General features: G+C 72.0%; 13 protein-coding genes. 6 read left to right on the top strand and 7 right to left on the bottom strand.

Going from position 1 to position 16,159, the window contains the following annotated elements; all coding sequences use genetic code 11:
- Nucleotides 1-6 precede the first annotated feature (6 nt).
- Both ACZ3TI_RS23005 and ACZ3TI_RS23010 read right to left on the bottom strand, forming a co-directional pair.
- On the bottom strand, nt 7-1,596 hold the full coding sequence (locus tag ACZ3TI_RS23005; RefSeq protein ID WP_465729006.1) for a cysteine peptidase family C39 domain-containing protein: 1,590 nt from the start codon (nt 1,594-1,596) through the stop codon (nt 7-9).
- A 1-nt stretch (nt 1,597) separates the two neighbouring features.
- A complete protein-coding gene (locus tag ACZ3TI_RS23010) occupies nt 1,598-1,915 on the bottom strand; it encodes a hypothetical protein (RefSeq protein WP_465729008.1) in 318 nt (105 codons plus the stop codon).
- Nucleotides 1,916-2,336: 421 nt separating this feature from the next.
- Here ACZ3TI_RS23010 and ACZ3TI_RS23015 point away from each other — a divergent pair, with 421 nt between their 5' ends.
- From ACZ3TI_RS23015 to ACZ3TI_RS23030, 4 genes are all read left to right on the top strand, one after another.
- The gene (locus ACZ3TI_RS23015) at nt 2,337-3,095 is read left to right on the top strand and encodes a DUF4232 domain-containing protein (protein ID WP_465729009.1); all 759 of its coding nucleotides are present in this window, start codon (nt 2,337-2,339) and stop codon (nt 3,093-3,095) included.
- A 110-nt stretch (nt 3,096-3,205) separates the two neighbouring features.
- Nucleotides 3,206-4,549 carry a helix-turn-helix domain-containing protein gene (locus ACZ3TI_RS23020; RefSeq protein WP_465729011.1) on the top strand — a complete coding sequence of 448 codons (1,344 nt, stop codon included), beginning with the start codon at nt 3,206-3,208 and terminating at the stop codon, nt 4,547-4,549.
- Nucleotides 4,550-4,712: 163 nt separating this feature from the next.
- Nucleotides 4,713-5,801 carry a branched-chain amino acid aminotransferase gene (locus ACZ3TI_RS23025; protein ID WP_465729013.1) on the top strand — a complete coding sequence of 363 codons (1,089 nt, stop codon included), beginning with the start codon at nt 4,713-4,715 and terminating at the stop codon, nt 5,799-5,801.
- 67 nt (nt 5,802-5,868) lie between these two features.
- A complete protein-coding gene (locus ACZ3TI_RS23030) occupies nt 5,869-6,588 on the top strand; it encodes a TetR/AcrR family transcriptional regulator (protein WP_465729015.1) in 720 nt (239 codons plus the stop codon).
- Between the two features lie 184 nt (nt 6,589-6,772).
- On the opposite strand, the gene ACZ3TI_RS23035 is transcribed toward ACZ3TI_RS23030, so the two are convergent.
- Together ACZ3TI_RS23035 and ACZ3TI_RS23040 are read right to left on the bottom strand one after the other, a co-directional pair.
- Nucleotides 6,773-8,410 carry an amidohydrolase gene (locus ACZ3TI_RS23035; RefSeq protein ID WP_465729017.1) on the bottom strand — a complete coding sequence of 546 codons (1,638 nt, stop codon included), beginning with the start codon at nt 8,408-8,410 and terminating at the stop codon, nt 6,773-6,775.
- 75 nt (nt 8,411-8,485) lie between these two features.
- Nucleotides 8,486-9,904 (bottom strand): APC family permease, encoded by a 1,419-nt coding sequence (locus ACZ3TI_RS23040; RefSeq protein ID WP_465729148.1) that lies wholly within the window; start codon nt 9,902-9,904, stop codon nt 8,486-8,488.
- Between the two features lie 294 nt (nt 9,905-10,198).
- On the opposite strand from ACZ3TI_RS23040, the gene ACZ3TI_RS23045 reads away from it, so the two are divergent.
- Both ACZ3TI_RS23045 and ACZ3TI_RS23050 read left to right on the top strand, forming a co-directional pair.
- Complete coding sequence (locus tag ACZ3TI_RS23045) at nt 10,199-10,678, top strand: very short patch repair endonuclease (protein WP_465729019.1); 480 nt, start codon at nt 10,199-10,201, stop codon at nt 10,676-10,678.
- Nucleotides 10,679-10,689: 11 nt separating this feature from the next.
- Nucleotides 10,690-12,018 carry a DNA cytosine methyltransferase gene (locus ACZ3TI_RS23050; RefSeq protein WP_465729021.1) on the top strand — a complete coding sequence of 443 codons (1,329 nt, stop codon included), beginning with the start codon at nt 10,690-10,692 and terminating at the stop codon, nt 12,016-12,018.
- Here the strand turns inward: ACZ3TI_RS23050 and ACZ3TI_RS23055 are convergent.
- From ACZ3TI_RS23055 to ACZ3TI_RS23065, 3 genes are read right to left on the bottom strand one after another with little or no spacing between them, the layout of a single operon-like run.
- Nucleotides 11,946-12,833, bottom strand: a complete 888-nt coding sequence (locus ACZ3TI_RS23055; protein WP_465729022.1) for a DUF6339 family protein — start codon at nt 12,831-12,833, stop codon at nt 11,946-11,948. The genes ACZ3TI_RS23050 and ACZ3TI_RS23055 overlap by 73 nt on opposite strands.
- Complete coding sequence (locus ACZ3TI_RS23060) at nt 12,830-13,834, bottom strand: hypothetical protein (RefSeq protein WP_465729024.1); 1,005 nt, start codon at nt 13,832-13,834, stop codon at nt 12,830-12,832. The genes ACZ3TI_RS23055 and ACZ3TI_RS23060 overlap by 4 nt, the downstream gene beginning before the upstream one ends.
- Entirely contained in the window at nt 13,831-15,978 is a 2,148-nt protein-coding gene (locus ACZ3TI_RS23065; protein ID WP_465729026.1) for a helix-turn-helix domain-containing protein, read from the bottom strand. The genes ACZ3TI_RS23060 and ACZ3TI_RS23065 overlap by 4 nt, the downstream gene beginning before the upstream one ends.
- Between the last annotated feature and the right edge of the window lie 181 nt (nt 15,979-16,159).

The raw sequence follows: 16,159 nt of genomic DNA on the forward strand, positions 1-16,159 counted from the left end.
GGCGCCTCACTTGGGCATCTGGACGTGGTCGGCGATCGGCATGTTGCCGCCCTGCGCCGCCCCCTCCATGTGGTTGTTGACGAAGTCGCTCTCGCTCACCCAGACGGTGTAGCCCCAGGGGTTGTAGATCTCCAGCTGGTCGCCCCGGTGCCCGATGATCATCATCTGGTGGCCGTCCGGACGGAACCAGGTGTCCTCCTTGACCCCGATCGGCACCGGCTTGCCCTGGTCCACCGCTGCCTCGACCTGGGCCAGCACGTCCTTGCGCTGCTCCGGGCCCTCCAGGTCGACGGTGTGGTAGCCCGCCCCGGTGTGCTTGCCGATCTCGTCGTTGGCGGCGTCCTTGGACTCCCCGTCACTCATCCCGTCCTGCCACTCGTTCCACCAGTTCTTGGAGTCGTAGACGCGGTCGGTCTCCTTGAGCCAGCGGTCGTACGCGGCCTTGCCGTTGTCGTACTTCGGGTCGCCGGGGTGTCCGCCGGTGGTGAGCTGGAGGGAGTAGAGCGGGTCGACCATCGCCCGGGCGGTGACGGTCGAGCCGGCCACGCACGTCGGTTTGTCGCCCTGGTTCCACGCCACACCCAGGTAGGAGGTTTCCCGCTGGTTGGTGGAGGAGGAGTCGATCTGCACCGGGGAGAGGCGCTGGGCCAGCCAGGAGGGGTCGCCGCCGTGCTCGTGGATCTGGTCGTCGAAGGCCTTGATCTCGTCGTAGCCGTGCCCCGCGGCGAGCGCCTTCATCAGGTAGGCGCGCTCCTCGGGGGACTTGCTGCCGGCCAGCAGCTGGTCGAAGCGGGCCCGGTCGGCGTCGCTCATCTTGTCCATGAACTGGCCGGCCCGGGTCACGTCGTTGGCGGTGAGGATGGTGCCGAACTGGTCGCTGCCGGCGACCTCCGCGTCCGCGATGACCAGCTTGTCGGCGGCGCCGAGGCCCTTGTTCTTGAAGCGGGCGGCCAGCGCCTTGCTCGCCAGCGCGTTCAGCTCCCGGGCGGCGGCGCGGCCGGCGTCCTCGGCCTTCACCGCGGCGTCGTAGATCGACTTGATGCCATCCTTCGCCTTGGCGTGGGCGGTGTGCATCTTGTCGTCGTCCCAGTTGAACGGGTCCGGCGCGCCCGAGACTGTGATGTCGTGCAGCAGCTTCAGCGCCTCGCTCAGCGGCGCGTGGCCCTGCCCGTGCAGGTTCTGCGCCTCGGTCAGCGCGGTGGCCAGCGCCTTGAGCTGGTCCCGGCCCTTGCCCAGGTTGTCGCGGCAGCGCGTCAGGTCGTCGGCGGAGGCCTTGACCACCTCGGCCGCCTTCTCCCCGACCTGCCCGGTCCAGGCGTCCGGCAGGTGCTCGGAGCTCACCCGGGCCACCTTCATCTGGATCTCGTCCAGCTGACTGTTCGCCGAGTTGTACGCGGCGGCGAGCGCGCCCAGCTTGCCCGGGTCGCCCTTGGGCGCGGGCAGCTGCAGGGCGTCGTGCACGGCGTACTTGAGGTCGCCGGCGCCCCACATGCCGTGGGACTCGTCGATGGTCTTCTTCAGCCGCTCGGCCTGCTGCCGCTGGTTGCCCAGGTCGATGCCGAGCGGGCTGAGCGGGTTCACGCTGTGGTCGGGCACGTCACGCCCCCTGCTGCCGGTACTGCTGCTCGACACCGTGGTCGGTGCCGGTGTAGTTCGCCGCGGTGGTGTGCACCTTGCCGCCGAGGTCCTTCAGCGCGTCGACGTTCACACCCAGCTCGTCCTGCCACGCCTGCCAGAACGCCTTCGCCGCGTCGCCTGCGCCGTACTCGCCGAAGGTCCCCTCACCGGACATGCCCAGCCTGCCCAGCGCGTCCTTCACCGAGGCCACGTCCGTACTCGCCGCCACCAGCTGGTCGCCCGCGTCCCCGAGCTTCTCCGGATGGGCACTGAACCCCACCCCGGCCCCGCCGCTCATGCGTCTCCCCCGTTTCCCCGTCGTTCCTTCGTGGAGCGGCGGTCAGCATAGCGGCAGTTCTGCCGCCCGCCCCGGGCCTGAACAGCGACTTGGAGGAGTGACCGCACAACCCGCCCGATCTGCGCGCGGAACGGTCACATGATCAAGGGGATCCCTTGGTGAACCCACCGCACTCGCCCGCAGGGACCCGGCCACCCATGCCAGGGAGCGAGATGACGGTGAACTCCCACGTTCCGGCGGGGCGTTCCAGGTGGGGGTGAACGCACAGGTCAGAGGGGGTGGAACCGTTCCAGTGTCCCGGGTTGGCGGGGAGGGCTGGCGGGTGGGACGGGGGGCGGGTCAGGGTGTCGGTCGGCGGCAGGTGGCGATGGCCCTGCCGCGCGGTCCACTTCTTCGCTCACCACTGTCACGGGGGAATCCCATGTCCGTTCGTCGTGCCTTCTTCGTTCCGGCCGCCGTTGCGCTCGGTGCCGCTCTGTCCCTGACCGCCTGCCAGTCCGGGGGCGGGACGGGCGGGGTGCAGGAATCCGCGAAGCCCAGCCGGACCGCTGCCGCGGCTACTGCTCCGGCGACCGGCGCTGCGCCTGCCGCACCTGCCGCACCTGCCGCACCCGCGGCCGGAGCGGCTCCTGCGGCTCCTGCGGCGAACAGCACCCCGGCCGGGCCCAAGGCGTCCGCCGCCACCTCCTCGCCCGGGGGCGGCGGCGACGCCTACGCCTACTCCCACCCGTGCGAGGCGAAGAAGCTGTCGGTCCGGGTGACGACCCGGGCCGAGGCGCCCGGCCAGCGGGTGATCGAGGTGCGCAACCAGGGGACGACGGCCTGCGGGCTGAGCTACTACCCGCTGCTGAGCCTCGGCGACTCGCACTCCGCCGACCGCAGCAAGGGCGTCAGGCCGCTGGTGCCCAGTGGGCTGGGCGGTGCCCCGGCGTACCCGGTGGCGGCCGGTCAGACGGCGTACGCGGTGCTCGACCTGAACCCCGGCGGTGCGACCGCCGGCACGGTGCCCGGTGTCGACGAGCTGAGCGTGCTGGCCGACGGCGACCACATGGCCACCGCGGACACCGTCAGTTTCCCGCTCGGAAGCGGCGCCAAGGTGGCCAAGCCGAAGCTGGGCCTGTACCGGAGCACCGTCGCGGACGCCGCCGCGTCGGCGGCCGGCGCGGACCGGCAGTCCTGACCAGGGACGCCGTGCTCACCCTCCTCCGGGCGCTCCGTAGGCGAGCCGGTACCGTGAACTGCGGATTCGACGGGATCCGGGGCCGGTCCGGGGTGAGGAGTGCGCGGCGCATGAGCGTGGAGACCGAGGAATTCGCGGCGATGCTGCGGGAGCTGAAGGAGCGCTCCGGACGCAGTTACGGCGCGCTGGCGACCCGGCTGCACGTCAGCACCTCCACGCTGCACCGCTACTGCAACGGCGCCGCCGTCCCGGCCGAGTACGCACCGGTGGAGCGCCTGGCCCGGGCCTGCGGGGCGGGCGACGAGGAGCTGGTCGAGCTGCACCGGCGGTGGATCCTGGCCGACGCGGCCCGTCGCCGGGAGGCGGGCGCTCGGACGGAGGGCACGAAGCCGGAGCGCACGAAGCCGGAGGGCACGAAGCCGGAGAGCGCGAAATCGGAAGACGCGCAGACGGAAGCGGAGCCTTGGACGGCTCCCGTACCGACCGAGGAGGTGGAACCCGTGCAGCCCGTGACCCCGATCGCCGTACCGCGTCGCCGTACCCGCCCCCGCTCCCGCGTGCTGCTGAGCGCGGTGGCTGTCGCCGCCGTGGCTGCCGTGGTCTCCGCGTTCGTCCTGCGCGGCACCGGCGGCATCGGCGGCACGCCGGAGGCTGCCTCCTCCCCGACGGCTGCGGCCGCCACCACAGCAGCCCCGACGGCAGTCGCCGTCCCCGGCGGCACGCCGGACGGTGCCCCCTCCCCGACGGCGGCCGACACGGCCTCCACCGCAGCCCCGGCAGCGGCCACCACACCCCCGCCGCCGGCCGGCACCCCCACCCCCGAGGACAACGAGGCCCCCTTCCACGTCAACGTCCTCACCAACAACTGGGGCAGCCCCTGCGGCCAGTGGTTCCTGTCCGCCCGTACCCCCGCCCAGGTGGCCCCGCCGCCGGGCTCCGTTGCGCGCACGGGCAGTTGGGCGGCCGCGCAGCACGCCGTCCCGGCCGGGCACCTGCGCCTGCAGCTGACCGCCCAGGGCGCGAGCGCGACACCCGTCGTCCTGCACGCGGTGTACGTGCACATCGTCAGCACCCAGCCCGCTCCCAAGTGGAACGCCTACACCCCGGGTTCGGGCTGCGGCGGGGGCTTGACCCCGGCGTCCTTCGCGGTGGACCTCGACGCGACCGCGCCGCGTGCCGTCCCCGTCCCGGGCGAGGAGGGCGTGAAGAAGGTCCCCGTGACGGACTTCCCGTACCGGGTGTCGGACACCGACCCGCAGGTGATCGACGTGGACGCCACCACCCGCTCCCAGGACGTCAGCTGGTACCTGGAGTTGGCGTGGAGCAGCGGCAACCGCCAGGGCACCCTGATCGTGAACGACAACGGTCGCCCGTTCCGCACCGCGGGCCTGCACGGCGCTCCGAGCTACTTCCACGACGGCACGTCCTGGGCTCCGGCCCCCGCCGAGGACTGAGCCCCGTATCACGTCCGGCTGACGGCCGTTAGCATGACGGACGGGCGCCGGAAGTCGACGCCCAACCGAATTCGACCGAATCCGACCGAATTCGATTTGCAATCGGTTCGGGATCGATTCGGAATCGATCGGCATGTTCCGCCTCGGCGCTGAGGAGTTGACGATGGGTCGCGCTTTCCCCCTGGTCCGGACGAGCACCCCCGTACCGGAGGCGGAGCGACGCGCCGTGCTCGCCGCGCCGGGCTTCGGCAAGTTCTTCACCGACCACATGGCCACCGCCACCTGGACCCGGGACACGGGCTGGCACGACCGCCGGGTCGGGCCGCTGGCCCCGTTCTCGCTGCACCCGAGCGCGTCCGTGCTGCACTACGCGCAGGAGATCTTCGAGGGGCTGAAGGCGTACCGCCACGCCGACGGCAGCGTCTGGCTGTTCCGTCCCGAGTTCAACGCCCGCCGCTTCGCCCGCTCCGCCGAGCGGCTCGCGCTGCCCGTCCTGCCGGAGGAGGACTTCCTCGCGAGCGTCGAGGAGCTGGTCCGCGCGGACGAGGCGTGGGTGCCGGACTCCGGCGACGAGGCGAGCCTCTACCTGCGGCCGTACATGTTCGCCTCGGAGGCCTTCCTCGGGGTCCGTCCCGCCGAGGAGGTCACCTACTCGGTCATCGCGAGCCCGGCCGGGCCGTACTTCGCGGGTGGCGTCACCGGCATCACGCTCTGGGTCAGCAGCCGGTACACCCGTGCCGGGCGGGGCGGTACGGGCGCGGCCAAGTGCGGCGGGAACTACGCGTCCAGCCTGGCGGCGCAGTTGGAGGCGAAGGAGCACGGCTGCGACCAGGTGCTGTTCCTGGACGACACCGGCGGCGAGGGGGACCTGGAGGAGTCCGGCACGATGAACCTGTGCCTGGTCACCTCGGCCGGCGAGTTGGTGACGCCGGAGCTCGGCTCGATCCTCGACGGCGTCACCCGCGACTCGATCCTCGCCCTCGCCGCCGAGTTCGGCCTGACCCCGGTCGAGCGCGCCGTCGGCCTCGCCGAACTGCGGGCCGGCGCCGAGGACGGCACCGTCACCGAGGTGTTCGCGGCCGGTACCGCGGCGGTGATCACCCCGATCGTCGGGTTCAAGGGCGAGGGCTACGAGTTCGCGGTCGGCGGCGGCGCGCCGGGCAAGCACACCCTGGAGCTCCGCGCGCACATGCTGGACATCCAGTACGGGCGCGCGGAGGACCGGCACGGCTGGCTGCGGCGGGTGGTCTGACCACCGGGCCGCCCGTCCCCCGTTTCGCTCTTCTCTACGTCAACCTCATTGACATAGCCTGGCGGGCATGACCGAGCGCGTAGTCCCCGAACCGCAGCGCAGGCGCCGGCGCCCCACCAAGCAGGGCGTCGTCCTCTCCGCCGAGCTGATCGTCGACACCGCGCTGCGCCTCATCGGACAGCACGGCGCCGACGCGCTCACGGTACGGCGACTCGGTGCCGCGCTCGGGGCCGACCCGAGCGCGGTCTACCGCTACTTCCACAGCACCGACGACCTGCTGCTCGCCATCGCCGACGAACTCATCGGCCGCGCCCAGCACGGCTGGCAGCCCACCGGCGACTGGCGGGCGGACCTGCGCGCCATCGGCCTGCGCATCCACGCCGCCTACCAGGCCCACCCCCAAGCCGCCCTGCTCGCCGCCCACCGCACCACCGGCCGGACGCACGAGACCGCCGCCGTCGAAGCCATCCTCGGCGTCCTGCGCACCGCCGGCTTCCCGGACCCGGAGGCCGTCCGCATCTACCACGCCTTCGTCGACCAGAGCCTCGGCTTCGCCGCCCTGGACGCGGCCGCGCTCGCCCTCCCGGCCCTCGCCGCGGCCGCGGACCTGCAGGTCTGGCAGGCCTCCTACGCCCGGCTCGACGCCGCCACCCACCCGCACATCGCCGCCACCGCCGACCTCCTCACCACCGACATGCGCCGCAGCGGATACCCGTACGCCCTGGACCTCCTGCTCGACGCCGCCGAGGCCCGCCTGCGGGCGGCGGGGCACGGGCACCACGACTGACGGCTCCCGCGCGGACGGCGTGCGGACAGCGCGGCGCGACAGCGCGTGGACAGGGCGGCGTGGACAGCGCGTGGACGGGGCGCAGACGCGGCGCGGCAGAGAGCGCCCAGACGCGACGACGCCGGTGGTGAGCCCCCGTGCGCCCACCACCGGCGATCCCCCCGCTCCCCAGGGGGCGTACGACTCAGTCCGCCGCGTACACCAACTCCCCGCCCACGTACGTCCGTTCCACCCGGGCCTGCGCGATCTCCCCGGGCGGCCCGGTGAGGATGTCCCGGTCGAGCACGACCAGGTCGGCGAGCCGCCCGGCCGCCAGCACCCCCGCGTCGTCGTGCCCGTTCACGTACGCGGACCCGGCCGTGTACGCGGCGAGCGCGGAGCCCAGGTCGAGCCGCTGCTCGGGCAGGAAGACCCGTCCGTCGGTGGCTTCGGGCTCCATCCGGTTGACCGCCACGTGCAGGCCCGCGAGCGGGTCCGGGCTGCTCACCGGCCAGTCGCTGCCCGCCGCCAGGGTGGCGCCGGCGCGCTGCAGGGCGCCGAACGGGTACTGCCAGGCGGCCCGTTCGGGCCCGAGGAAGGGGATGGTCAGCTCGTCCATCTGCGGCTCGTGGGCGGCCCAGAGCGGCTGGATGTTGGCGATCGCGCCGAGCCGCGCGAAGCGGGCCAGGTCGTCCGGGTGGACCACCTGGAGGTGGGCGAGGTGGTGGCGGGCGCCGCCCCACCCGTTGGCGGCGCGGGCGGCCTCGACGGCGTCCAGCGCCTCGCGGACGGCGCGGTCGCCGAGGGCGTGGAAGTGGACCTGGAAGCCGAGGGCGTCGAGTTCGGTGACGTACCCGCGCAGCGCGGCCGGATCGACGAAGCTGAGGCCGGAGTTGGCGGTGGCGCAGCCGCAGCCGTCCAGGTACGGGCTGGTCATCGCGGCGGTGAAGTTCTCCGCGATGCCGTCCTGCATGATCTTCACCGAGCCGGCCCGGAACGTGCCGTGGGCGAGGGCGGCGCGGCGTTCGACGAGTTCGGGGATCTGCTCGGCGCCGCGGTCGCGTTCCCACCAGAGCGCGCCGGTGACGCGTGCGGTGAGCGCGCCGGAGCGCGCCGCGGCGAGGTAGGCGTCGGACGGGTCAGGCTGGCCGTTGAACTCGCCGAGCAGCGCGTCCTGCCAGCCGGTGATGCCGAGCGAGTGCAGCAGCCGCTGGGCGCGCAGCAGTCCGTCGAGCCGGTCGGCGGCGGTGGAGGGCGGCACCAGCCGGGCAACCAGGGCGGTGGCGCCCTCCTGGAGCGTGCCGCCCGGGGTGCCGTCGGCCTCGCGCTCGATCCGTCCGTCGGCCGGGCCGGGAGTGTGGCGGTCGAGGCCGGCGAGCTCCAGCGCCCGGGTGTTGGCCCAGGCGCCGTGGTGGTCCCGGTTGGTCAGGTACACCGGCCGGTCGGGGACGACGGAGTCGAGCAGCTGCCGGGTCGGCAGGCCGCCGTCGAAGCTCTCCAACGACCACCCGCTGCCGGTGATCCACTCCTGCCCGGGGTTCGCCTGCGCGTACTCCCGGATCCGCTCCAGGTAGTCGGCGACGCCGACCGTCCCGGTGAGGTCGCAGGCGGCCAGCTCCGAGCCGCCGAACACCGCGTGGATGTGGGCGTCCTGGAACCCGGGCAGCAGCAACTTGCCGGTGAGGTCGACGACTTCGGTCCTCGCACCGATCAACTCCCGCACCTCGTCGTGCCCGACGGCGACGATCCGCTCGCCGACGACCGCCAGGCTGCTCGCCCGGGTGCGGGCGGCGTCACCGGTGTGGACGGGTCCGTGGGTGAAGACCAGGTCGGCCTCGGTCATGGGTGGTGCTCCGTTCTGCTTCTCGTGAATCTCTTCGTGCGGCAAGGCTGTTGGTCCTGCTCCCCGGGCCTCTCCTCAACTCTCCTCCCCCAGGAAGTACGGCGAGCGGCGCCGCCAGCGGGCCCAGGCCGCCGCCGGGAGGCCGGTGACGATCATCAGCGTCACCACGGTGAGCTCGAACCACCCGTTGTCGGCGGACAGTTCGAAGTGGTCGGTGGAGTCGTAGAAGGTCCACGCGAGGTAGCCGCCGACGGCGAGCAGTGCCGCCGCGCCCAGCAGCGGGCCGACCACCGCGCGCAGAGCGTCCACCGGGTCGGTGCGCAGCAGCCCACGGAAGCGGACGGCGGCGGCGATCGCGGTCAGCGCGTAGTAGAGCGCGACGATGACGCCGATCGCGTTGACCGCGGCCGAGATCAGGTCGTTGACGGTCGGGATGGCGATCGAGGCCAGGGCCAGCAGGACGGCGACGCCGGTGATCAGCAGCGTGCCGACGGCGGGCGTGGCATGCCGGGGGTGCAGCCGGGTCCAGACCGGGCCGAGCACCTGGTCGCGCCCCATCGCGTACAGCCCGCGGGCGGTGGGGATCACCGAGGACTGCAGCGAGGCCACCGCGGAGAACACCAGCGCGATCAACGGCAGTGCGGCGAGCGGCTGGCGGGCGAGCGTGGTCCCGAAGTAGGTCAGCCCGTGCGCGCCATTGTCGGCCAACTCCTCCATCGGCAGCACCCGTTGGAAGGCGGTGCCGGCGAGCAGGAACAGCAGCATCATCACCACCAGGGCGATCATGCCGCCCCGGGAGGCGTCGCGCGGGTCGCGCACCTCCTCGCCGACGCTGAACACCGATTCGAAACCCCAGTAGCAGAACACCGCCAGCACCATGCCCTGCGCGACCGCGTCGAAGGAGGGGATGTCGAAGGGATTGAACCACTGCAGCGAGAACGGCTGGTCGCCCGCGAACAGCCCGTACCCGCAGAAGCCGAGCAGCACGGCGTACTCGAACACCAGCAGCGCCTTCTGCAGCCGGGCCGCCAGGTCCAGCCCGCGCACCGCGACCAGCGCGGCGCCGACCAGGACCACCAGTCCGAGCAGGGTGCACTGGACGGTCGAGTCCGCGTCGAGCCGCAGGCCCGCGACGCTGCGCAGGTGCGCCTGGTCGAGCAGTTGGATGATCGAGGAGCCGGTGACGGTCGTGGTGTACGCCATGAACACCACCGTGCCGACGGTGTTCACCCACCCGGTGAGGAAGCCCAGCCAGGGGCTCAGGGTGCGCCCGACCCACCGGTAACTGCTGCCGGCGTCCGGCTCCACGGCGTTCAACCGCCCGTACCCGCCCGCGATCGCGAGCACGGGCAGGAAGGCCAGCAGCATGATCGCCGGCAGGTGCAGACCGACGACCCCGGCCATCAGGCCCAGGCCGATCCCGATGCTGCTGGTGGCGGCCGTACTGGACGCGGCGATCGCCGCGCCGTCCAGCAGGCCGAGGGACTGCCGCATCGCGACGTGGGAGCTGCTCGCGTCCGCTCTCGGACCGCCGCCCGTGTCCTTCACCGTCGATGCCAACGGATCACCGCCTTGGTCGTGGGGGTGCACGTGTGGGGGAGCACGTGTAGGAACCGCGCGCCGGAGGGGAGCCGGCACGGGAGGTGCGAGCCATGAAACCTGTGAGCCACGCAACACGTCAATGCTGTTGTCATAAGGGCTCCGGGGTCCGGGGGCGCCATCGGTGTTCCCGGGAGATACAGGGAACCGCACAGGACCGATGTCGGTGCCCGGAGCCAGAATGGGATCATGCCCTCCCTGGAGACCACGCCGAAGATCCGCGCCCGGATGAGCAAGCAGCGCAGCCACGACACGGGTATCGAGGTCACGCTCCGCAGGACCCTGCACGCGGCCGGGTTCCGCTACCGCGTGCACCGCAAGCCGCTCAAGGGCGTGCGTCGCGAGGCCGACATCCTCTTCGGCCCGGCGCGCGTCGCGGTCTTCGTCGACGGTTGTTTCTGGCATGGCTGCCCCGAGCACGCGACGTGGCCCAAGAACAACGCCGACTTCTGGCGCGAGAAGATCGAGAAGAACCGCGCCCGGGACCTGGACACGGACGCCCGCCTCGCCGAGGCGGGCTGGCTGTCGGTGCGCGTCTGGGAGCACGAGAGCGCCGCTGAGGCGGCCGAGCGCATCGCAGCCCTGCTCGTGGAGCGGCGACCGAGGCGCGGGCTGCGGAGCACGGCGGAAGCAACCACCGAGTACATCACACGTCCCATCGCCGGCTAGACTCTGGCCACATGACCAGCTCGGGCGCCGCCGTTCCATTCCTCGCGAAACCGCACATTTTGGACCTCTTTGCCGGTCCGGGCGGTCTGGACGTCGCCGCGAAGATGCTCGACGTACCCTCGCTCGGGATCGAGTGGGACAAGGACGCCTGTGACACGCGTTACGCGGCCGGGCTCAGGACGTGGCACGCGGATGTCAGCGCGGTCCGCCAGAAGCGCTTCGAGGAGCTCGACGCGGACCTGAACGTATTGGCGGGCGGCCCGCCCTGCCAGACGTACTCGGTGGCCGGCAACGGTGTGGGGCGCAAGGCCCTGGAGAAGGTCAAGAAGCTCATCCACCAATTGGTGGACGGGGCCGGCGAGGACGAGATCGACGAGCAGCTGGAGAAGATAGGTGGCGATCCCCGAACCGCCCTGGTCCTGGAGCCGCTGCGGTACGCGATTAAGGCGCTGGGCTCCCAGAATCGGAACCGGCGGCCGTTCGACGTGATCGTCCTGGAGCAGGTGCCCGCCGTCAAGGCGCTCTGGGAGGTCTACAAGGAAGCCCTGGAGAAGGGCCTGCCCCGGGAGGACGGGACGAGGGTCCGGTACAACGTCGCCGAGGTCAAGACCCTGCACACCGAGGCGTACGGCGTCCCGCAGACCCGCCGCCGCACCATCCTGGTAGCGAGGCTCGACCAGCACGAGGCTCCCGCGATCCCCGCCCCCACCCACCACGTCTTCAACCCGCGCAAGCCGGAGCAAGGCGGTCCCGACGACGCCCAGACGGCACTGCCGGTGGACGGGACCGAGTCGCCGCTCAGGCCATGGGTCGCGATGGGGGAGGTGCTCGCGAACCGGATGCCCCCCTTCGAGATCGTCTCGAACTACGGCAGCGGCGGCGATCCGAAGAACCGCGGAATCCGGACGTACAGGCAACCGTCGTTCACCGTCACCGGGAAGGTCTCGCGCAACGCCGTCCGGCATCCGAACGGCGAGGCGCTTTCCCCGGACCGCCTGCAGATCGACGAGGCGGGCATCCTCCAGACCTTCCCACCCGACTACCCGTGGGACGGCGGCGACCAGTCGCAGCAGGTGGGCAATGCCGTTCCTCCGCTGTTCGGCATGCACGTGCTGGCGGCGGCGCTGGGCAAGCAGCTCCCGCCGGAGGAGGAGCTCCGGAAGAGCTGGGGCCGCCTCGCCACGACCGACCAGAGGTACCGGAAGCTCCGCACCGAGGGTTGCGAGGCTCCGGACGGCTGCGGCGCCAACTGCCCGAAGCCCGAGGATCAGGTCTCCTCCCCGACCTCCGACTCGTCCCGTCCCCGGACCGGCGCGTCGGCGAAGAGGTCGGAGAAGTAGTCCACGAGCGCGCTCACCGACAGCTCCGGCGCGGGTTCCTCGTCGGGGCCGGTAGGCAGCGCGTTCCGTGACACCTGCCGGGCGGTCTCGGCCTCGTCGATCCAGTCGAGCAGCGGCCGGGACTCGCGTTCGACGTCGGGTGCGATCACGTCGTACATCAGCGTCGCCGCGGCGGCGTTGACGGCCCCGGCCAGGGCGTTGAGCTCGCGACCGGTGGTGACCGCCCCCTTGGCCACCAGCCGGACGATCGCCTGCGCGGTGGGTCGGTGGCTGATCACGGACATGCGCAGGACGGTGTTGAGGATGTCCTGGTTGCCGCAGGCCGTGACCACGGGGCCGTAGTCCGCGCCGTCGCGGAAGAGCTCGGCCGCCCACCAGAGCCGGGCGAAGGCCTGCTTGTGGTACGGGCCCCGGAAACGGTCGGCCGGCACTCGGGTCCCCGGTTCCGCCAGGTGCCGCCAGACCACGTAGTCCGGGGCGACCCCGAGCGCGAGGTAGTTCCAGAAGCCGGGGTCGGCCGCCTCCCGGCGGGTGAGCCGCAGCGCCGCGTGGAGGCGCGGGGCGAACCAGGCGTCGGCCTGGGTGGCCTTGAGCCCGTTGTTCCGGCAGTAGGCCATGGCGTCCTCGGCCAGGTCGCGGACGGGCAGCAGTTCCCCGCGCCGGTCGTCGTGCGGGAGCGGCTCGGTGACGTCCTTGAGCCTGATGCTCGGCACGTCCTCGCGACCGGTGAGCAGTCCCTCGGTGAGGAAGTCCGCCGCCTCGGCGTTCGGCAGCAGGGCGAGGCGCTCCGGAAGATAGCTGGGCCGGCCGGTCATGCGTCGTCCCCCTGCGTGAGGCGTTCCAGGTCGTGGATGGTGGTGGAGAGCGTCCGGGGGACGCCGGCCCGGCGGGAGGCGGCAAAGTGGATCCGGGATTGGAGCTCCCCCCACCCGGTGGCGGACGATCCGGTGCGAGCCGCGTGGACCGCTCGCAGGGCGGCTTCCGGATCGCGATCGGAGTACACGTCGGGGAGCATCTCCCGCAGCACCTCACCCTGCCAGCCGTGCGGGAACACCGGGGTGCCGTCCTCCTCGACCTCCAGGTCGCCGACGGCGGAGTGGAAGACGGCCGTCCAGACCTCGGAGCACATCTGGGCGAGCAGGAGTTCCCTGACGGTCTTCTCCGGACCGCTGCCACCGTCGGCGCCGATCAGGTCACCGAGCCCGTCGAAGTCGGAGTTGACGCGCACGGCCGGGAACCGACCGGTGGTGTCGACCAGCCACGGGGAATCCTTGAAGCGCTGGAGCCGGCTCGCTCCGGACCCAAACTTGACCATCTTGACGTCGAGTTCACGGGCGAGCGAGGGCACGGCCTCGATCACGTCGACGAACCACTCCAGGTCGGAGGTGGCGATCACCCGACCCCGTACGTCATCGACGGCGGCCACCACGTGCACCGCGAGCGAGGCCCGGTCTAGGAGGTCGCAGCGGTGCAGGTACAGCTCGGCGGTCCGCTCGCGTCCGTCCTCGGAGATCGCGGAGAACTCCACCGTCGTACGGGTGTTGGTGGCCCGCTCGGTGAGCACGGCGACCGCCTTGACGTTCTGCCAGGGACCGGAAGGGTCGAGGGCCTTGGCCGGGAGGCCGACGGAGAGGCGGATCCGGGCCTGGGTCCAGTCGGGGCGGTCCTCGTCGGGCCCGAGGGCGACGACGCGTTCGACGGTGGAGAGGTACTTGCTCTCCACGTCCTCCCAGGGCTCGCCGTCGGCCTTGAGCTGGGCGCTGTCGACGCGCCAGGAGATGTTTCCGGTGAGACGCCGGTAGGGGTAGACCTTCACGCCTGCTCCCCCTTTCCGCTGCGGAGTTCGACGACGAGTCCGGTCAGTTGGGCCCGGACCGGGTGACGGGAGACGTCGGTGACGCCCCGGAAGACGACCTTGCGACTTCCCGGCGACAGCTGCAGGGCCCCGTCGACGACCTCGCAACCGCTGACGGCGACGAGCTCCTTCCACGGGGCGGCGGGCCGCGGCCCGGAACGCACGTCGAACTTGGCGACCGGCGTGACCGGACGGTCCGTATCCACCCCGGGTGACACCCGCAGGTCGACGGTGACCGACCAGGCTCCCGTCTCGTCGATCGATGCGTCCACGTTGTCCAGTTCGGGCAAGGCCGCGGCCACCGCGGGACGCGCCTTCTTCGGGCCGCCGCCGCCCACCTTGAGCCGGCCGGCGATCTTGGCCTCGCCCCCGTTGCGGCGCTTGGCCTTGGGCACGGCGACGAGGTCGCGAACAGCCGCGTTCGCCGCGCTGGTCAGGAGGGCGATGCGCCGGTGGGCGGAGGGCGAGTAGGACAGGCGCAGCTCCTCCGTCTGACCCCACTTGTTGTGCTCCGGGGGCTCAGAGGCACGGAGGAACTCCTCGGCGGCCTCGGCTCCCGGCGCGTCCGGACCCGCCGCGCGGCCGGTGAGGAGGATGGCCTGGAAGGGGTTGGTGCCGACCGGGAGGTTGGTGACGGCGGCGTCCTTGACGGTCATGCGGTTGCCCCGCATCGAGACCAACCGATTGGGGCGGCCGTCGGCGTCCTCGGCATCGGTGACCAGGACCACCGCCTCGTGCGGTACGCCGCCGCGCACCTGACCGCCGTGGAGGGGCACGTTGAGCAGGACGTCGGCTCGTGCGACCTGGCCGGGGCCGGTGAGCCGCTCGACGGTGGTCCCCTCCAGGAAGGCCCGCAGGGCGCGGGTGCGGGAGGGCTGGGCGACGGCCGGATCCACGTGCTCCTCGGGGATCAGCACCTCGCCGTTGCGGTACGTGCGGACGGACGCCTCCAGGTGCGGCTTGTGGTCGCCGCCGCCGGTCATCGCCGCCCAGAAGTTGCGGCCGAGCGCGTCCACGAGCCGGGCGTGCATGCGGTGGACGGAGTCGTCGTCCTCGGTGGTCTCCTCCTCGTCCACGGTGCCGCTGACGGGCAGCAGGCTGGCCACGTCGTGGGCGCCGACGATGAGGAACGAGGTGCCGGGAGCCGCGCTCTCGCGGGTGAGGTGGAGGTTCTCGACGGTCTCCTCGTCGGCCCACCATGAACGGACCACCTCCCCCGCCTCGGTGGTCGGGTCCGGACGTCCGAACCACGCGGGACCGGCGCACGCCCGGCCTTCGACCTCGCGCCAGGGCAGGTCGAGCCGGCCGATGAGGCGCCGCTCGGTGCGGCCCTCGTAGGGTACGGAGAGGGTGGAGTTGATCAGCACCAGGCCGAGTCGGCTGGTGGCCCAGAGGGTGGCCTTGCCCAGTCCGTAGGAGCCACCCGCGCCGAGGTCCCGCTTGTGGCTGTCGAGTTGACGACGCACGACGGCGGCGAAGAGACCGTCCTCGTAGTCGCCGCCGGTCAGGCCGGTGGCGTTGTAGTCGTCGACCCGGAGGAGCACCAGGCGGTCGTGTTGGTACATGTCGCGCAGTCCGGCCGCGATCGTGCGCGAGACCTTGCTCTGCTTCCCGCCGACGGCGGTGAGCGCCTCGTAGTGCGGGCGCAGCTTCTCCCAGTGGACGGCCTCGCGGAATCGGGCGAGGGCCTCGCCGGTGAGTTCGTGCAGGGTGAAACGGACCCGGACGGGCTCGAGGGCGTCGATGCGCGCGTCGAGGCTGTTCTGGGTGGCTTCGCGCGCGAGCGCCGAGACGTCGGCCTCGAAGGCGAACGCGGCGGCGTTGCCGTACTCGCGACCGCCGTCGGCGTGGGCCGGTCGGTGGTACCACTGGACGGGCAAACCGAGTTGGGCGTCCGAGCTGCGGGTGTGGATGGTCTCCAGATCGGTCTTGAGGACCTCGGCGATGCGCCGGATGGTCTCGTCCCGAGGTACGGAGCGGCCGACGATCCAGGCCGAGACGGCCGCCCGGGTCACGTCCAGCTCCAGCGCGAGATCGGTCTGGCTCTTCCCTGCGTTCTTGAGCTGGCGCGCCAGCCAGGGGCCGAAGTCCTCAGCCGCCTTCACGTCCCACCTGCTTCCGCATGGCTTGTTTCACGAGGTGAGAGCCACGCTACCCCATCACTGTTGACAGCGACACCCCATTGTCAACCGGCCTTTGACAGATAGTTCGCTCGTCGGAGGAAGACGTCGTCGGCAATCGAAAAACGATACCCGGAGGCCCGTTGAATTCGCCCGATTTCATACC

It is taken from the genome of Kitasatospora sp. NPDC023120, assembly GCF_055560835.1.